The organism is Paenibacillus chondroitinus NBRC 15376 (assembly GCF_004000765.1).
In the GTDB taxonomy this organism is placed as follows: Bacteria; Bacillota; Bacilli; order Paenibacillales; family NBRC-103111; genus Paenibacillus_E; species Paenibacillus_E chondroitinus.
Genome location: NZ_BILW01000003.1, coordinates 19087 through 36761, shown reverse-complemented (window position 1 = coordinate 36761; position 17675 = coordinate 19087). Strand labels below are relative to the sequence as shown.

General features: G+C 43.2%; 20 protein-coding genes. 16 read left to right on the top strand and 4 right to left on the bottom strand.

Annotated features, from left to right (window positions below; genetic code table 11):
• The first annotated feature begins 1 nt into the window (after nucleotide 1).
• The gene (locus tag PCH02S_RS04820; protein WP_127450630.1) at nucleotides 2-589 is read left to right on the top strand and encodes a TetR/AcrR family transcriptional regulator; all 588 of its coding nucleotides are present in this window, start codon (nucleotides 2-4) and stop codon (nucleotides 587-589) included.
• A gap of 56 nt (nucleotides 590-645) precedes the next feature.
• Here the strand turns inward: PCH02S_RS04820 and PCH02S_RS04815 are convergent, their stop codons facing one another.
• Nucleotides 646-1257 (bottom strand): TetR/AcrR family transcriptional regulator, encoded by a 612-nt coding sequence (locus PCH02S_RS04815; RefSeq protein WP_127450629.1) that lies wholly within the window; start codon nucleotides 1255-1257, stop codon nucleotides 646-648.
• A 121-nt stretch (nucleotides 1258-1378) separates the two neighbouring features.
• Between PCH02S_RS04815 and PCH02S_RS04810 the strand changes: the two genes are divergently transcribed.
• From PCH02S_RS04810 to murA, 7 genes are all read left to right on the top strand, one after another.
• A complete protein-coding gene (locus PCH02S_RS04810; RefSeq protein WP_127450627.1) occupies nucleotides 1379-1945 on the top strand; it encodes a cysteine hydrolase family protein in 567 nt (188 codons plus the stop codon).
• A 49-nt stretch (nucleotides 1946-1994) separates the two neighbouring features.
• Nucleotides 1995-3206: a multidrug efflux MFS transporter gene (locus PCH02S_RS04805; RefSeq protein WP_127450626.1), complete on the top strand. Its 1212-nt coding sequence runs from the start codon at nucleotides 1995-1997 to the stop codon at nucleotides 3204-3206.
• A 19-nt stretch (nucleotides 3207-3225) separates the two neighbouring features.
• On the top strand, nucleotides 3226-3879 hold the full coding sequence (locus PCH02S_RS04800; protein ID WP_127450624.1) for an MBL fold metallo-hydrolase: 654 nt from the start codon (nucleotides 3226-3228) through the stop codon (nucleotides 3877-3879).
• A gap of 225 nt (nucleotides 3880-4104) precedes the next feature.
• On the top strand, nucleotides 4105-5556 hold the full coding sequence (locus PCH02S_RS04795; RefSeq protein WP_127450623.1) for an MDR family MFS transporter: 1452 nt from the start codon (nucleotides 4105-4107) through the stop codon (nucleotides 5554-5556).
• Between the two features lie 187 nt (nucleotides 5557-5743).
• Nucleotides 5744-6133: a zinc ribbon domain-containing protein gene (locus PCH02S_RS36820; protein WP_276562863.1), complete on the top strand. Its 390-nt coding sequence runs from the start codon at nucleotides 5744-5746 to the stop codon at nucleotides 6131-6133.
• Nucleotides 6134-6206: 73 nt separating this feature from the next.
• Nucleotides 6207-6965: an FHA domain-containing protein gene (locus PCH02S_RS04785; protein ID WP_246068949.1), complete on the top strand. Its 759-nt coding sequence runs from the start codon at nucleotides 6207-6209 to the stop codon at nucleotides 6963-6965.
• 18 nt (nucleotides 6966-6983) lie between these two features.
• Entirely contained in the window at nucleotides 6984-8276 is a 1293-nt protein-coding gene (gene murA / locus PCH02S_RS04780; RefSeq protein WP_127450621.1) for a UDP-N-acetylglucosamine 1-carboxyvinyltransferase, read from the top strand.
• Nucleotides 8277-8562: 286 nt separating this feature from the next.
• Here the strand turns inward: murA and PCH02S_RS04770 are convergent, their stop codons facing one another.
• The gene (locus tag PCH02S_RS04770; RefSeq protein ID WP_127450619.1) at nucleotides 8563-9099 is read right to left on the bottom strand and encodes an NAD(P)H-dependent oxidoreductase; all 537 of its coding nucleotides are present in this window, start codon (nucleotides 9097-9099) and stop codon (nucleotides 8563-8565) included.
• A 253-nt stretch (nucleotides 9100-9352) separates the two neighbouring features.
• Here PCH02S_RS04770 and PCH02S_RS04765 point away from each other — a divergent pair, with 253 nt between their 5' ends.
• Nucleotides 9353-9721: a winged helix-turn-helix transcriptional regulator gene (locus tag PCH02S_RS04765; protein ID WP_127450618.1), complete on the top strand. Its 369-nt coding sequence runs from the start codon at nucleotides 9353-9355 to the stop codon at nucleotides 9719-9721.
• A 66-nt stretch (nucleotides 9722-9787) separates the two neighbouring features.
• Here the strand turns inward: PCH02S_RS04765 and PCH02S_RS04760 are convergent, their stop codons facing one another.
• Nucleotides 9788-10216 carry a MarR family winged helix-turn-helix transcriptional regulator gene (locus PCH02S_RS04760; protein ID WP_127450616.1) on the bottom strand — a complete coding sequence of 143 codons (429 nt, stop codon included), beginning with the start codon at nucleotides 10214-10216 and terminating at the stop codon, nucleotides 9788-9790.
• A 119-nt stretch (nucleotides 10217-10335) separates the two neighbouring features.
• Between PCH02S_RS04760 and PCH02S_RS04755 the strand changes: the two genes are divergently transcribed.
• From PCH02S_RS04755 to PCH02S_RS04735, 5 genes are all read left to right on the top strand, one after another.
• Nucleotides 10336-10923, top strand: a complete 588-nt coding sequence (locus PCH02S_RS04755; protein ID WP_127450614.1) for an NAD(P)H-dependent oxidoreductase — start codon at nucleotides 10336-10338, stop codon at nucleotides 10921-10923.
• Between the two features lie 274 nt (nucleotides 10924-11197).
• Complete coding sequence (locus PCH02S_RS04750) at nucleotides 11198-12511, top strand: spore germination protein (protein ID WP_127450613.1); 1314 nt, start codon at nucleotides 11198-11200, stop codon at nucleotides 12509-12511.
• Nucleotides 12508-13587, top strand: coding sequence for a GerAB/ArcD/ProY family transporter (locus PCH02S_RS04745; RefSeq protein ID WP_164819445.1), 1080 nt, complete (start codon nucleotides 12508-12510; stop codon nucleotides 13585-13587). The genes PCH02S_RS04750 and PCH02S_RS04745 overlap by 4 nt, the downstream gene beginning before the upstream one ends.
• Nucleotides 13574-14626, top strand: a complete 1053-nt coding sequence (locus PCH02S_RS04740) for a Ger(x)C family spore germination protein (RefSeq protein ID WP_127450609.1) — start codon at nucleotides 13574-13576, stop codon at nucleotides 14624-14626. The genes PCH02S_RS04745 and PCH02S_RS04740 overlap by 14 nt, the downstream gene beginning before the upstream one ends.
• A 130-nt stretch (nucleotides 14627-14756) precedes the next feature.
• Entirely contained in the window at nucleotides 14757-15437 is a 681-nt protein-coding gene (locus PCH02S_RS04735) for a YjgB family protein (RefSeq protein WP_127450607.1), read from the top strand.
• 78 nt (nucleotides 15438-15515) lie between these two features.
• On the opposite strand, the gene PCH02S_RS04730 is transcribed toward PCH02S_RS04735, so the two are convergent.
• Nucleotides 15516-15794 (bottom strand): hypothetical protein, encoded by a 279-nt coding sequence (locus tag PCH02S_RS04730; protein ID WP_127450605.1) that lies wholly within the window; start codon nucleotides 15792-15794, stop codon nucleotides 15516-15518.
• Between the two features lie 297 nt (nucleotides 15795-16091).
• On the opposite strand from PCH02S_RS04730, the gene PCH02S_RS04725 reads away from it, so the two are divergent.
• On the top strand, nucleotides 16092-16991 hold the full coding sequence (locus PCH02S_RS04725; protein WP_127450604.1) for an AEC family transporter: 900 nt from the start codon (nucleotides 16092-16094) through the stop codon (nucleotides 16989-16991).
• Nucleotides 16992-17088: 97 nt separating this feature from the next.
• On the top strand, nucleotides 17089-17661 hold the full coding sequence (locus PCH02S_RS04720; RefSeq protein WP_127450602.1) for a TetR/AcrR family transcriptional regulator: 573 nt from the start codon (nucleotides 17089-17091) through the stop codon (nucleotides 17659-17661).
• Nucleotides 17662-17675: the final 14 nt, after the last annotated feature.

Here is a 17675-nt window from a genome sequence, read left to right as displayed (position 1 = left end):
GATGTCGGAAACGAATCATACAACGGATCGGAAGAACGATGAAAGACGAGAGCAAATTAAAAAGGCTGCGCTCAAAGTGTTCGCAAGCAGAGGAATTGCTGGCACGAAGATCAGCATGATTGCTGCGGAAGCCCAAATCAGCCAAGGTCTTACTTACCGGTATTTTCAATCGAAAGAAGAACTGTTCACACTCCTCGTCCAGGAAGCTGTAGAAGAGGCGCAAACATCGATACGTAATGTCCCATTGCTTCCCGGTACTCCACTGGAACAGTTCAAAGCGCTGACATGGAACATGCTAGACGACACCAACAAGCACTACTTCTTACTTATTCAGCAAGCTCAAACTGCCGAAGGAGTGCCGGAGCAAGCAAAGTTAGCAATCTCGCGGTATCATCCCCAGGATACGATGGATTTGTTAGTTCCTATTTTTGAAAAAGGGCAGCAACTAGGTGAATTCGGAGAAGGAGATCCACGACAAATGCTCTTCCTTTATTTTTCCGTTGTCACAGGTTTAATGATCCAAGATACTCAAGGCAGTATGGGGTCTTGGCAGCGGGAAGTAAATCGATTGATCAAGCTCCTGACCTGATTGTTAGAAAAACCCTCGCCAAATATGGTGAGGGTTTTTCGTTTGCTTGGTGCAACTCATGGAAGCAAATGAAACGTTAATCGGATTTGTTCCAAGAACGACTCCGATGAATAGCCGCGCTCTTCTTTTTGAAACGAGTAAGAATCACTGCTTAAAGCCATAAGAAGCATATCCGCCTTGAAAATATGGTTAGGCTGGGGCTGCTGCCCGCTGGATAATGCAATTTCGTCGAAAAGCTCGACCAACAATTGCTGCAACTCGAGATACAGGGGACTCTGCGTTCGAGCTCGAGTTCGATTCGTTGAAGCGGAGTCCTCAACGCCTTTAAGTAATTGGGATTTCTTCTCCCTGAAAGCCATAAACAGCTCGAGAAGACCATTTAGTCTTTGGCTTGGCGGAGAGGAGCGGTTTTCCTGCATGTACGCTTCAATATTTTCGAAGAGGAGAACGATGTTCTCTTTCATTAAATCCAGACACAGCTCACCCTTGTTGCGATAGCGGCGATAAAGCGTACCTGGACCGATCTGTGCTTCTGCGGCAATTTGGTTCATACTAACTTGTTCAACGCCATTCTGATCGAATAAGCGATAAGCCGCATCCAAGATGCGCTGGCGATTCTCCGCAGCGTCGCGGCGTTCCGTACGAGGGGGTGTCTCTGAATCAAACATGATCATCATCACTTCCTATTGTGATTGTATTCGTCATATTGACAAGTGGAGAGCTCTCCGTTTATCATAAATGGAGAGGTCTCCACTTAATAGTATCATAAGGAATAGGAGTGTTCAATACATGCCGAATAACGACAAAAGCTCTTTGTTGATCATGGATTTACAGAATGGTATCGCCTCTCGTTTCGCAGAAGAGGATCTGATCCCGTTTCAAAAAGCGATCGAAGCTGCACGCAAGAACGACATCCGGGTTATCTATGTGCGAATTGCATTTCGCGAAGGTTACCCGGAGCTTAACCCGCGCAACAGTATGGCGGCTAGAATTTCGCAATACGGCGGCATGAGCACCGCAGATGTAGCGACGCAGATTCATGAATCTGTAAAGCCCGAGCCGGGTGAGCCCATCGTTACGAAGCTGCGCGTCAGCGCATTCTCCGGCAGCGATTTGGAGATCATCCTTCGATCCCTTCAAATTGACACCTTGATTCTTACTGGAATTGCTACCAGTGGTGTCGTTCTGTCGACATTGCGGGAAGCGGCAGATCGGGATTATAAGCTGAAAGTTCTTGCAGATGCTTGTCTGGATGGTGATCCCGAGGTTCATCGGGTTCTCGTGGAGAAGGTCTTCCCTCGTCAAGCGGAGGTTCTGACGACAGAGGCTTGGATCCATTCTTTAGGAGCACACTAACACTAAGGAACAACACTGCAGCAAGAAGATGGAAAGAAGGCTTGTTACGATGCCAATTTGGAAAAGAAATTTAATCGTTTGCTGGTTTGGCATGTTTGTAACCGGCGTGGGTATGAGTCAGATCGCGCCAGTTTTGCCGCTTTTTATCCAACATATAGGTGTAAGTCAACCGAGTTTAATCGCCCAATATTCGGGCATTGCCTTTGGGATTACCTTTATTGTATCTGCTATTTTCTCTCCTATTTTGGGGGCAGCGGCGGACAGATTTGGTCGGAAGCCCATGTTATTGCGGGCAAGTCTGGGGATGGCTCTCGTGATTGGCAGCATGGGTTTTGCCCCCAATGTGTATGTGTTGATCGGGCTGCGATTATTGCAGGGCATAATAACAGGATATGGGACGGCCTGCACCACGTTAATTGCTACGCAAACAGAGAAGGACCATGCAGGTTACGCATTAGCTACCTTGTCAACGGCAAGCATCGCAGGTTCATTGCTAGGACCGCTCATTGGCGGATTTCTGGTAGAGAATTTCGGCATGCAAAATGTGTTTTTTATCACAGGCGGGTTGATGCTGCTGGCTTTCATTACGACCGCCATGTTCGTGAAAGAAACCTTCACGCGCGAAGACCGACATGTGCAAAACGCCAAGGAAATTTGGACGCTTATTCCTGAGAAGAGCCTGACGATCACGATGTTCGTCACCTTTTTTATTTTAACCGTGGCGCTTTATTCCGTTGAACCGATTCTCACCGTCTATATTACCCAACTGACCGATCATCTTAACCATGTAGCTTTGATTGCAGGGCTTACATTTTCAGCCTCGGGTTTGGCTAATATTTTTGCGGCACCAAGGCTGGGAAAGCTGTCCGATCGTATTGGGGCGCACAAAGTGATGTTGATTTCGCTTCTTGCGGCGGGCATCATATTCATTCCTCAAGCTTTCGTAACCAATCCTTGGGAGCTGATGCTGCTTCGCTTTTTGTTAGGGCTCACGGCGGCTGGTTTGACCCCTACGGTCAATATATTGATCAAGAAAATCACACCGTCAGCGATAACCGGAAGAGTTTTCGGTTTTACGATGTCGGCCGGTTATTTAGGCGTTTTTGCAGGTGCTATTTTAGGCGGACAGGTAGCGGCTTGGTTCGGCAGCAGATATGTATTTCTCGTCACGGGTGCGCTGCTGCTAATCAATGCGGGTTGGGTTTATTTTAACGTGTATAAAAAAATCCAGTCCAAAAGGACGTTGACAATCATTCAGTAAACAAAAGAGGGGCGCGCTTATGAAACTAAAATGGTATGGTCATTCTTCATTCTTACTAACGTCGGAAGCGGGAACGAGAATTCTCATTGATCCGTACTATAAATTTCTTGGCTATCGCATGCCGGTTCCGATTGAATCCGATATCGTCGTTGTTACCCACGATCATGCTGATCACAATAAAGTGCAAGCGGCTTCGGGTGATTATTTGCTCGTGAATGAGCCTAAATCATATGACCGTGGCGATGTTAGTATCGACGGGTTCAAGACTTTCCACGACAAAGTGAATGGTAAGAAACGCGGGCCAAATATTATTTTTCGATTCAAAATAGATGGACTGACGGTCTGTCATTGCGGTGATCTGGGACATCTACTTACCGAGGAGCAGGTGCGGGAAATCGGCAAAGTGGACATTCTCATCGTTCCAGTAGGAGAAAAAATGACGCTTGATGGTGCTGAGGCTGTTCTCGTGATGCGCCAACTGCAGGCGACTGTTGCAATTCCGATGCATTATCGGACAAAGGCATTAGGCATTCTCGGAAGATTTGTTTTTGCAAAGGTGGATAAGTTCATTGAGGCTGCAGGAACACGCAGGACAGAAGTGAAGACATTGCAGGTGTCAAAGGAAAACCTCGCTCAATTCACAGGCATCGTAACGATGCAGTATGAAGAGTAGCCACATAAAAACAAACTGAAAAAGTAAAAGTTTATAATTACCAGGAACGAGTGGTTTTCTCTATAGCGTATTAACTTAAAAGTCGCGCTGTTGCGGCTTTTTTTGTTCTAAAAAAATCAATTTTCGAAATGGGTATGTAGTTGTATAATACATATATTAACAATGGTTGCATGATACAATCATATCCAAAATAACCATTTGTAAACAGTGAAAAGGGGAGACGAAGTGACGAGCAGCTCATCTGGCAAATCGGCGTTCTGGTTCATTATTTTAGCTATCTTTTTCGGGAACTTTATGTCTATTCTCAGCTCGACTACAATCAACGTGGCATTCCCGATATTTATGAAAGACTTTGGCGCTGAGCTTGGCAAGGTTCAGTGGATGATTACCGGATTTTTGCTAGCAACGGGGGTTGTCGCTCCGATTGTGGGGTATTTCGGTGACCGATTCAGCTATAAACGGTTGTATATTTTCGCCTTGTCGGGGTTTACGCTGTTTTCCGCACTATGCACGGTTGCCTGGAGCATTGATACACTCATACTTTTTCGAATTCTGCAAGGTGTATTCAGCGGTTTAATTATTCCAACGACGCTAACGATGATTTATCAATTTATCGAAAAAGACAGACAACCGTTCGCGATGAGCTTATGGAGCTTGTCCTCCATGCTGGCGCCGGCATTCGGACCGACCTTGGGAGGCTTGCTAACGGAATATTTCGGCTGGCAGTCGTTATTTCTGCTGAATTTGCCTCTCGGAATTGCAGCTGTCACCGTGGCGATCAAATGTCTGCCTTATCAGAGTATCAACACATCGAAGACGTTTGATTTTCCTGGATTTATTACCGTGCTGCTCAGCAGCTCCTTTATTATTCTTTCGTTTACCGAAGGGAACGGCTGGGGATGGACCAATTGGAAAACGCTCATCTGTTTGCTTATCGGGATCGTAACGCTAATTTATTTTATCCGCAGGGAGCTGGGTCTGGCTAATCCGCTGCTTAATCTTAGTGTGTTTCGAACGAGCCGTTTTACATACAGTTTAATCATTAACTGCATCATTACGGCTTCACTGTACTCGGGTACTCTATTGATTCCCGTATTTGTGCAGGACGTCCAGCATTCGACCCCGCTGGTTACAGCGCTCGTACTGCTGCCCGGTTCGCTCGTCATGGCGCTTTGTTCCCCTGTTGTCGGCAAGCTCTACAGTCGAACAGGGCCTTTTCCGCTCATCATGGGTGGAGTAGTGCTGCTAATCGCGTCCAATTGGGAGCTGAGCCATATTCGTTTGCAAGCTTCCCACGTGTATGTCGCGGGCTGGATGACCCTTCGTTATGTAGGGATTTCGCTGGCTTTCATGCCGGTTATGAATGCGGGGATGTCATCTATTTCAAAGGAGAGGTCGGGGCATGCCTCGTCTGTGACGAACTGGGTCAGGCAAGCAACAGGGGCGCTTTCAATTGGCGTGTTCAGCTCCTTGCTTGCTGCGCGGTCGCTCGTTCACCAGAAAGAGCTGAGTGGAGCTTCGTCGGCAAGCGCCTCGTTCATCCGTGATCAGAGCATGACGCTGGCGGTTCAGGATGTGTTTCTGATTGCCGTATTAATTTGTATCGTGGCAATTCCGCTTACTTTCGTTCTGAAAGAGAAGCGTAATAAGCCTCAGCAGGCGGTTCTTCAGAAGTAAACGGTTTACCTTGATGAATACCACTAAGATCGAGCAGTCTTTTAATGATACTTAGATAAAAAGGACGCATGGGAAACCATTGCGTTCTTTTTCTATTTGGAAATCAAAGATAAAATAAGTTTTTCCAATATGTGTTAAAATGATGTTGCATATAAAGTTGCAAGTGAAACTTTTGAAGGGATGGTGAATGATGATTGAATGCCCTTGGTGTAATCAGCTCGTTCATTTGAGAGATAATGTTTGCCCGAATTGTATGCAAGAAGTTCTTCCTGAGCATTTAGAAGATGAACCGCGTTCTATTGAAGAGAGTAAGAGCGTTGATTTTGAAGAGCTTAGTGTTGAGGATGCGATTGCGAATAAATATAAATGTGTCAAGTGTGGAGGAAAGGAATGTTCTGTCAAAGAAGTTGCGATGAACGGCACGGGTCTTAGTAAGATTTTGGATATCGAATATAATCACTTTTTATTTGTTTCTTGCTTGAATTGCGGTTTTGTAGAAGTTTATAACCCGGATGTATTAAGAGGACATAAGTCAGGTAAGTTAGGAACCATAATGGATATTTTGTTCGGAGATTAGTTTATGTTACTGAAATGTGAGCGAGGCGTCAGTGTCAAGAGGTTTTAATCCGTCTCATTTTGAGTTACGATAATTGTTGGGTTATTTTTCACTAGAAGAAGTAAAGCTGCATCAGCAAATGGAGGGAAGCACACTGGAAAACTTTGCATGCTTATACATCGTACGCGGCGAACCTTATCGACCGGGAACCAGCGTGAATCTAAGTGAGGACGAAACACTGGTCGGCCGGGTATCCAATCAGTTAACTCCGGATTTAGCCTTTACGAATGCTTTTATTTCCCGTGAGCATTTCGTCATTCGTAAGGAGCAGGAAAAGGCTGTGCTATATGATTTAGGGAGTCGCCACGGGACGGAGATCAACGGTGTACTGCTAACGCCACACACGCCATACACGCTGAAAAATTTCGATATCATTAAGCTCTCTAAGGGGATGACCGTCATCCACTTTTCTTATATGTTTGCCGATCAAACCTTAGAATTCGAACCGCTTAGCATCAACAGTCATCTGGAAGTTCCTGAACTGCCGCTTACGATTCATTGGGAAAGAAGAGAATGTGTCGTGGAGGGCAAGCGAATCCTCATGTCCGAGAAAGAATATTTACTGATTCGCGTACTGCATGATCATGCCAACCGGCTCGTTCCGCTCGAGGAAATTAAATCCAAGGTATGGCCGGAAAGGTCAACGGGTGCAGAAGGCTTCTCCGATGTGACACTGGACGAACTGAATGCCTTGATCTATCGAGTTCGAAAAAAATACGGAAAAGCTACCTTCTTGATTAGCGCAGTGCGCGGAAGCGGCTACATGCTCGAAACGGAACTGAAATCGTCATAAGGAAAGAAGGGACACTTCTTGAAATATATACAGGCTGAGTATTCTGGCCCACTTAACGGAACCGTACATATCCCAGGAGCGAAGAACAGCTCCCTTGCTTTACTTGCTGCTGCTTGTCTTGCAGATAATATCGTTACATTAGAAGGCATTCCATTCATCGATGATGTCCGAATCATTGCGGAAATTGGCCGTGATATCGGATTGAAGCTGCAGCAGGAGGGCGGACAAGTTATTATTGACCCGCGTTGGATTCACAGTTCTGTGATTGATCCAGGCAAAGCTTCGAGCTATCGGGCGTCTTATTATTTTGCAGGATCTCTGCTATCCAAATTCGGCAAAGTCACCATCGGGTTGCCTGGCGGGGATGACTTCGTTTCACGGCCCATTGACCAGCACATCAAGGTCTTCAAAGCGCTTGGGGCGCAAGTCCATCTTTTCAAAGATTATTACGTCGTCGAAGCTGCCGAACTGAAAGGGGCCGACATTTTTTTCGATACCATTACTTCCGGTGCTACGATTAATGCCATGTTAGCCGCTGTGCTGGCCAAAGGTCGGACAAATTTGCATAACGCAGCTATGGACCCTGAAGTTTGCGATACAGCAAATTTCCTTAATCGGTTAGGTGCGCGCATCTATGGTGCGGGAACGGAACATATCCGAATTGAGGGCGTCTCCTATTTGGACGGTGGAACACATACGGTTATTCCAGACAGGCTGATTGCCGGGGCTTTTCTGATGGCAGCCGGACTCCATGGGGGACAGGTTACGGTCATGGACGTCATTCCGGAGCATCTGGGTTCGTGTTTAGCCAAGTTGCAGGAAATAGGGATGCACGTGGAATGCGGCGATAATCAAATTACGGCATATGGAACGAATTTGCTGAAAGCGACACGTATTCGCACGGGTATGTATCCGAGTTTCGCTACGGATTTACAGCAGCCTATGACCGCGCTTCTACTGCAAGCCAAGGGGAAGAGCATAGTGACAGATCGTATCTATCCTAAGCGGCTGGCTCATGTTGCGCAGCTACGACGGCTCGGCGCCGAGATCGAGTTACGGCAGGAAAGTGCCTTTATTACTGGTGGACGCCCCCTGCAAGGCGGATGGGTGCATGCCTCTGATGTGCGTGCAGGCACTTGTTTGCTGATGGCGGGTCTAGCGGCAGAGGGTTATACGTATATAACCGGCGTTGAGCATATCGAACGAGGCTATGAAGACGTTATTGGCAGCTTCAGATCCATAGGGGCCAAACTTTCGATGCACGAGCTGAGCGCACAAGAGCACCTTGACCAGATGCGTGAATCTCAATGAAATAGATACAAACAGCAGCACACAAACATCGCCTTCGAAACTGGCGGTGTTTTTTATTTGAACTAATGCCCACTCCTTTTATATGGGTGATGATGAGCAAATCGATTTGATAATGACCAAGGTGCTAAGCTAAGATTGGAAAAATAAGCAACCTTTTCCGATTTGCATGGTCTAATGTCTTAGAATGATGGAAAAGATGGAGGCAAAGATCATGAGAAATCGCAAGGTTGCTGTGATGTCATTGGCTTGAAGAGGGGCAAGGTTTCTATGTCATGTTGTTGCAGCCTTAATGTATAAGCAAGTTTGAATAAGTTTGAATATGTTCTACATATCTTGTAGCTTCTTGAGAGAGATCGTTATCCTGAGCAGTTGCTCCATAGGTTACAAAAGCAGGGAGATAAGTTCCATTGCATTTTGTAATCGTTCGCTGGATAGGTTTTAAAAACTCACTGATTGTGAACCAATTGTCTCCACCTGCTCGATAACAGTTCTCCGTACCCCCTGTTGTTGTTGCAACAATAAATTCTTTACCAAGCAAATTATTACCTCCCGGACCATAAGCCCAGCCATACGTGAATACATCATCGAACCATTTTTTTAAAAGGGGCGGACAACTGTACCAGTACAATGGAAATTGTAAAACAATCCGATCATAGGCTAAAAGTAATTGTTGCTCCTTCTCAATGTCAAACTTCCAATTTGAATACTCCTGATATAAGTTTCGAACATGGAAGTTCGGATGTTTACGAAGTTCAAGCATCAATGCTCGATTTGCACGGGATGTCTCTAAATTCGGGTGGGCTACGATTACCATGGTTTTCATTTTTAATCCTCCTGGATCCAACAAGTTAGTTTGACTACAACACCTCCATTATTGAGTCAAAAGAAATATTTGAAAAGTACGCTCTTTTTTCATACTAAGTCTGGAAAATCGTACAATTAGGATCTATAGGACATTGGAATAGTACGTTTAACCATACTAAGTACGAAATAATATAGTACTTACGAAATTCAGAATACTTTGGTAAAGTCGGAGTAAGAGCTTCAGATGTTGCGGTAAAAAAGGAGTTGCAAACATGGATGTTGATAAAAATCAATCGTATCGAACACAGGGAATCGTGACCACTTTACAAATGATAGGCGGGAAATGGAAGCCTTTGATATTGTTTATTTTGATGAAAGGGGGGACCAAACGGTTCGGTGAATTGAGACGTTTGCTCCCCGAAGTCACGCAAGGGATGCTTACGAACCAGCTCCGTGAATTGGAGAAAGATAAGCTCATCGTTCGGCAAGTGTTTCAGACGATTCCTCCAAAAGTGGAATATTCTCTTTCTGAGCATGGAAAAACATTAAGCGCTATTCTGACCGATATGTGCGGGTGGGGGTTTCACCACATCGATTTTATAAACAAAACGAATGACGTCCATGATACGAAAACGCACTAAATAATTCAAAACGAAAAGCCGCTTGCGGAAACTAATTTCCCGTAAGCGGCTTTTTGCGCATTTCATTTAAGAAAATACCCTGCTCATCAAAACATCCAGCGCATGTTCGATCTCTTTCAATTCTTCTTTGGATACGTTTCCGATTTTCTGGACGAATTGAGCTTCAACTCGCTGAAAAATGTCGCCCATCATCGCACTTCCTTCTTTCGAGAGACGGATCGATTGTTTGCGACGGTCTTCGGCATCGGTAACCTTCTCGCACAATTGCTTTTCACTTAGTTTTCTAAGCTCACGGCTCGTGTTTGGCATGGACATATGCATGCAGTCACTGATTTCACTGAGTGTAACGGGCTGGCTGACGGAAATGTATTCTAGAATCTTATATTGAACGGGAGTAAGCGACTCTGATCTCACATCTTTGGTCATCTCATGCGTTACTTGGTGGACTGCGGCCGTGAAGGACACGAATTTCTGAAATAGGACATTGTTCTCCACATGATCACCTCGTATAAAAATAATAACAAAATAATTATCAATAAACAATTATCATTTGACAACTAAAAACGGAGTGTGCTACGATTTGCTTATCAAAAGATAAGTAAAGGAGTGTTGGAATGAAAACGTTGATTATTTACACGCATCCCAATCATCGCAGTTTAAGTTATGCCTTTTTACAGAAAGTCGTCCAAGGAAGCAGTGAAAATCCGAAAATTAGTGAAGTGAGGGTCTTGGATCTATATGAGGAGGGATTTAATCCGGTCCTAGTTTTTAATGAACAGAAGCGTAGGAGAGATATGCACGCCGACCCTGATCTTGCCATTTACAGGGAGCAACTCAGCTGGGCGGACAAAATTGTGTTTGTCTATCCGATCTGGTGGGGGCGGCCTCCAGCCATGCTTATGGGCTATATCGACCAGATGTTTGCTTCGGGTTTTGCCTATAAGGATAAGGGCGGGATGTTGCCGGAAGGGCTTCTGAAAGGGAAGTCGGTGGTGTGTATTTCAAGTATGAAGGGACCGGTCTTATATCCGTTGTATTGGCTAAATAACGCACATAAAGTTTTAATGAAAAAAGCACTCTTTAACTATGTAGGGATTAAAAAGGTAAAGTTTTTTGAATTTGGCAGTATGGAAAGCCCACGCGGCAAACAGCAGCAGAAATTAAAGAAGGTTTATGACTATTTCAAAACCGTAGACGGTTAACCGTAGTGGCTGCCGTTGTTTTAATATTGTTCCACTTCTAAACCCCCACATTTGAAATTATGATATGTAATATTCCCCACTTAGGGTGAAAATACAAAATGTGATCAGGAAATCGCATACGGCAGCGCTATCGCTCGTTTGCGCATGTCACGAGGCAGCCGACTATCGGCTGCCTTTTCTGCGAGATTTTATGGTACGTCTGAGCCTATAATTTGCATAAAAGTTCCAAGCACCGCTCAAACTATGACCATGTCTAACATTAGGGGTTTAATTTATGCTTAATTCGGTTCAGGTAATTAAATCCATATTTGCTGACCATGATGATTTCTTCATTCAGGAAGAGCAATTTGATCAAACAGCCATATTTCTTATAGGTTTTAAAACGCTGATAGATTTTACGAAATCAAATTTGTATATTCGGCAAATGGCGAAAATGTCATCAACCGTTCATGACTTATTCACGAACCTCAGTGATCAACTTGACGTAGATACGGATCAAATTATTAAAGCAGTTGTAGAAGGCAAATTAGTACTTTTGTCCGATAAGGAGAACAATGCTGTTCTGGAACCAGTCAGTCGCAACTTAAGCCGAAGCATTGATCAGCCCAATAATGAAAGTATCATTCTTGGTCCTATGGATGCTTTTGGTGAGGATATTGATATAAACGTAGGGTTACTAAGAAAGTGGTTGAGCACGGAACGTCTGTGCCATTGTTCTTATCAAGTTGGAGAACTGGCTAAGCGAAGAATTTCAATGCTCTACATTAAAGGAAAAGCGTCAAGTACGCTTATTGAAAAAGTGGATCTGCTTTTAAAACGGATTGAAGCGGATATTGAAACGGTTGATGATCTGAATAAGCATTTTGGTCAGCGCAAGTTCAATCCCGTTAGTTATCTATTCTCAACGGAAATTCCGAATCAGGCCATTGACTCTTTAAAAAAGAACAGAATTGTTCTTTTTTTAGATAATTATCCCTTCGCACTTGTTTTTCCTCATCTCTTTTTGGATATGTTGAGTACTGTAAACGATCGCAATTTCCCTCACGGGTTGTCACTGATGATTCGAATATTAAGGGGATTGGGAACGTTGGCAACGCTAATTCTGCCCGCGTTGTATGTTGCCTTAACGTCAGTTAACCCTGATGTTTTAAAAATTGATCTCGCCTTTTTTATCTCTGAAAGTAGAGAAGGCATTCCATTAACACCCATCATAGAAACTCTAGCCATGGTCGTGATCGTCGACTTAATCATTGAAGCGATTGTGAGACTTCCGAAAAGCGTTGGTCCCGCAATTACCATGGTTGGAGGAATCATACTTGGCCAGGCCATGGTGGAAGCGAAATTAGTCAGTAATTTATTAGTTATTGTAATTACCGCGATGCTGATAGCAAGTTCATCCGTCATAGGCGTACAAAATTCCTTGTACATTCGTGCATTAAAGTACCCCATTTTAATATTGGCATCTGTCTTCGGTATTCTTGGAGTATTTGTAGGTCTAACGTTTGTTTGCATTTATTTGGCGAGCTTAACGTCATGCGATATTCCGTATATGACATTTCGCATAAAAGGAAAGGGCGACACAAGTTGACTTCAAGGTTACAGATTGGATTGGTATTTATCATCATTCATATGGGATTCGGTTATTTACAGTACCCCAGTCTCATATATAAGCTAACGAAAACCGGTCATTGGGGAGTGGTTCTTTCATATGGATTGTTACTACTGAGCTTAATGATGATTTGCAAGAAAGGACTAGACTATTTTCCCGAAAAAGATTTGATTGATGTTTATTTGAAAATGGGAAGATGGGTTGCTTTCCTTTTTTTAATTCCCTATGCACTCAATATAACTGCGCTGGTTGCGATGAGTTTTCGTCACCATGCTGAAGTCATTGCCTCGATTTTTTTAATTCGGACACCTATTTGGGCGATCATACTTCTTCTTCTCGTCATATCAACGTATACAGCTATAAAAGGTTTAGAGACGATCTTACGCTCTTCCGTTATTATTTTCCTAATCGTTAACATTTTGGTGGCTTTTGTTATTATTACTTCGTTTGTCAATTTTGATTTTAGAAACGCTTTGCCGATTAGACCGCCCTCTCTTCATTTTGCAACGAATATCAATTTTCTCTATCTGATGGGATTTTCGTCTTTATTTTTAGGATTTATACCTTCCAAAACCAATTTGACATACAGGCAACTTTTTGGAGCATTGGCTTACGTAATCTGCTTCTATCTAGCTGTTGTGTATATTTCGCTCTTTATTTTTGGGACAGAAACGGTCGATAGCATTTTTTTTCCTGCCAAAGAAGCCGCGGATTCCGTTGACATGAATTGGTTTGTATTCAACCAGCAAACCATGTTTTTTGGTCTGTCAATGGTCGGGTTCACCATCATTTTAAATGGGGTTATGCTATGGATGATTCTTCAAATCATACAGAAACTATTCAATTTGCAAAGTAAAAAAGCTTCTTATTGGATTTGCGCCTTTTCACTGACCGCTTTTCTTTTCGCTATCTCCGTTCCAAATCTGGCCTTGATTGAGAAATGTGCGTTATGGAGTGCAGGTGCTAATGCAGTTTTAATGGTTATCATTCCATTTACCATTTTAATCTATGGTGTTTTAGCTGGTAAGGGGCGGTTGGCATATGAAAAAAAATAGATTTTTTATGAGTACTGTTGTTCTTCTGTCTCTAACCCTTCTAGTTGGCTGCTGGGATATTAAAGAAATAGATAAGCGTGACATTCCTTTAATCATTGGGATTCGCAAGGAAAGCGATAACCAATTCAAAGTGACCTTGTATATTCCAAGAACCGAGAAAGGCAGCAAATTATCACGAACAGTCACTTACAAAGGTACAAACGTTTCTAGTATTTTGGAACAATTGAAAACAAACACCGAAAATGCCTTGTACTACAAGCAGGTTCGCTTAATTCTCATTCAAAACAATTTTTCAAAAGACAAAGCAGATATTAGTGAAATGATTCATTTTTTAATGAAATCCAAGGAAATTCCTTCCATAGCTTTACTAGCAATAACAGATGAACATATTGAGAAAATGTTTTCATCCATTGATGAAAAAATTGATGCGCATGCAACCTCAGTCATTGACTATTTCTATAAAGGAGCCGATTGGGCACCGGAGATCACAACCACCCGCGTATGGGAAGTTTATCGGAGCTTGTTTTCGTATACGAAAGATATCGCGGTTCCGGTTGTTAATGCTGGAAAAGATACATTATTCAACTTTGAGGGATCCGCTGTATTGAAAAACGGAAAGATCATCGAACAAATTAGTCCGAGTGAAAATCAATTCGTGAATTTGTTTCAAAAGCTCCATGCAAAAGGAAAGGTAGAGAGCCTGGGTTACGCCAGCATCATGGTGGAAAATAGTTCATTGCGAATCAAACCGTCAAAGAAAGCTGGCGAACTGTTGGTGGCAAGCGATTTATCTTTAAAAATAGACGTTTTGGAAAAAAATGAAGGTGTCACGAATGATCAGATACAAAGAGATCTTGAGAGCCTGATAGAAAAGCGATTTTACAATTTGTTTGAGCAAGCTCAAAAAAACAAAACAGATATATTCGGATTTGGCCAACACTTCCGTAATCAAATTCCTTATAATGAATTAGAAAACTGGAGAGAAGACTACTATCCTAAGTTAAAAGTAAATTTTCAGGTCCATGTCAAAATGGAATAAATGACTTCGCCATCATTTGCAAAGAAAACCATACATAAGTTCCTTCATGCCGTATTTTTTGCAACAATTTAAATCTTTCTATCGTCTGAATATTTGTAGTGATTCAAACAGATAAGAGAGAAGGCAACTTATGAAAATGTATAGCAATAAAGCAGTAGTTTATCCTATGTTGATAGCGAGTATGCTGATGTTCACGGCATGCACATCAAATGAAAAACCAGCAGCGAGTGCTGCTGATCCAATAGCTAGCTCATCTCCTAGCCCAGTTGTAGAACCTTCATCAACACCTTCAGCTGCACCTAGCGCAGTACCGTCAGCTTCATCCAAGCCGACACCTACGCCTAGTGGTAACGTGAATGTAACGCCTGTATCGTCAGAAACGACTAAGCAAATTAAAGGTATGCTTGAATTAGCGAAGTCAGGCAAGGTGGCGGGCATTGAGTTTGCTGCAGAAACTAAATTGATTGACGATGTGGAGAAAGCTTGGGGGAAAGCGGATCATACTGATGTCGTTGCGAGCAGTATATATGCGACTTACTCTAAGAAAAATGCAGTTATTGGCTACAATAAAGGAGATCAAATTATCGATATTCGTTCCAGTGATCCAAAGCTGCAAACATTAACGCTGAAACAAATCGAAGAAGCGCTTGGAAAGCCATCGGATACGAAAGTAAACGGGGATGACACGATTTATATTTATAAAGCATCCGATATGTTTCAACTAAAATTTATTATTCCTAAATCAAGTGGGAAAGTAGACCATATTTCCGTGTTTGACACCAAACATTCGGTTAATAACATGGCAGGTTAAATAAAAAACAAAGGGGCGGTTTGCCCCTTTGTTTTTTTATCGTCTAAGATTAAACGCTCATATTGTGCTTGGAATAGCCTATTCTATAAATCTGGAACCTTCCGGTAAAACAGCATCTTTATCAACGGCAACTAATCCTACCCCTCCGGGGATAAAGGCTGCTACCGTATTTTCATCCACATTTAAATAATAGCCCGGAACATAAGTTCCATGTACATTCGTTTGGATAAAGCCATTATTGTAAATATAAGCTGGCATATTCTCAGTCTCAGTAGCTGCACTAATGGCACTTGGAAGCATTAAACTCGAACTTGCAACAAGCAAAATCAATTTTGTTTTGAATGAACGCATACGCATAATGTGCACTCTCCCAACGGTATGATTTATTTCAACGCTATAATTCATCTGTAAACAGTTTGGGAACTATTTGAAACACTTGCCAAAGAAATTTTTGGAAATATTTTTTTTGTATCTGCAGCCAATGCGGTATTGAAATTTGCTGCGATTCAATTATTAACTTTACCTATAAAGTTAATTTCAATTATATATTAGACCAATAGGTGAATTGCATATATGATATATGAACTGGCGAAACAGCTATTCCGAAATTGAATTCGACCAGAGGAGGTCATTGTCATTAGCAGTTATGTAACTTTGTTTGGAACCGTAAGTGTACCAATTCTGCTTGCTTGTTTTCTCGGTTTTCTGTATCAGAAATTTAAGTCACCCGATACGAAGGTGCTGGCAGATTTAAGCCTGTTTGTGCTTTCACCATGTCTGATTGTAAGTGCCGTATCGAGTAGCGAGTTAAATAGCTCCTCTTTTGCTCATATTGCTATATTTACGGTTATTCAGACTGTCCTCTGTTGGGCGGCTTCCCTTGCTGTTGGAAAATTATTTCGATTTAACGCGCCATCCTTACGGGCCATGGAACTGACGACGATCTTTGCCAACTCGAATAATTACGGATTGCCTTTGCTGCTTCTTGCATTTGGAAATGCTGGCTTCGCCATTGGCGTCACGAATGTCATCCTACATATCGTACTTGTGAATACTCTTGGTATGTACATAGCCTCGCGGAGTTCCTTTAGTCCGCGGCAAGCCGGTGCCAAAATGCTGCAGAACCCACTCATTTATGCGGCTGTTATAGGACTAGTCCTGTATATATTCAAAATTCCGCTGCCTAAAAGCTTGCATGCCGGTTTGGAGCTGATCGGCGGGGCTTATGCTGCCATCGTTTTGCTAATGCTTGGGATGCAGCTCAAAAAAACAAACTGGCGCGCGAGCATGCGACGCGAACTGTGGATTTCTATCCTCATGCGAATTGTGGGTGTGCCGCTGTTATCTTTACTGACCATTAAATTACTTGGTCTTCATGGTCTTGAAGCTTCCGTTTTATTCGTGCAATCCTCCATGCCTTCCGCTATTAATTCTGTCGTGCTTATGGAGAAATACGGGGGCGATAAGGAACTTGTTTCTGTCAATGTAGCGATGACGACGGCAGCCAGCTTTCTGTATCTGCCTGTGCTAATCTATTGGTCAGGAGGCTTCTGAATGGAACTTTTTTGCTTGCGATTTGTTATTCCGTTAGGTACAATGGAAACCATAAAAACAAAACTGGTTTCCATTGTAGATTGGAGGAATCGTACGTATGAAGGATTCGATCCGGTTGCGCATCGTTCAGGAGGCAGCGGATCTGTTTAATGCCAAGGGTTATCGCGGTGTAACGCTAAGCGAGCTGGCGACACGTCTTGGGATGAGCAAGAAGACGCTGTATTTGTATTTTAGCGGAAAAGAAGAGATTGCCGAAGCTGTGCTGGAAACTTTTTTGAAAACGATTACACTTCTTGTGAAGGGGCAAATGCAGTCTTCAGACCATCCGCTAGATATTTTCGAGCGTGTCTTTATGGGGATCAGGGGAGAGATCGCCAAGCTGCATCCGTTATTTTTAAACGATATCCAAACCTATATCCCCGATTTATGGGCGAAACTGGAGGCATTTCGCAGTGCTCAGCTCACATTCATCGAACAGCTGCTCAAACGAGCCATGCAGGAGGGGCATATTCGTAACGTTAACCCCAAACTGTTAACCGCGATCATGCTGGAAAGCATTGAACGTATGGCCCGCCCGGATGTGGCTGCCAAGTACGGAGTTACGATGGTAGAGATGGGCGAAACATTGTTCGGCCTGTTTATGCACGGTCTTCGCACGGACTCATGCTAAGGGAGGAACGAGTA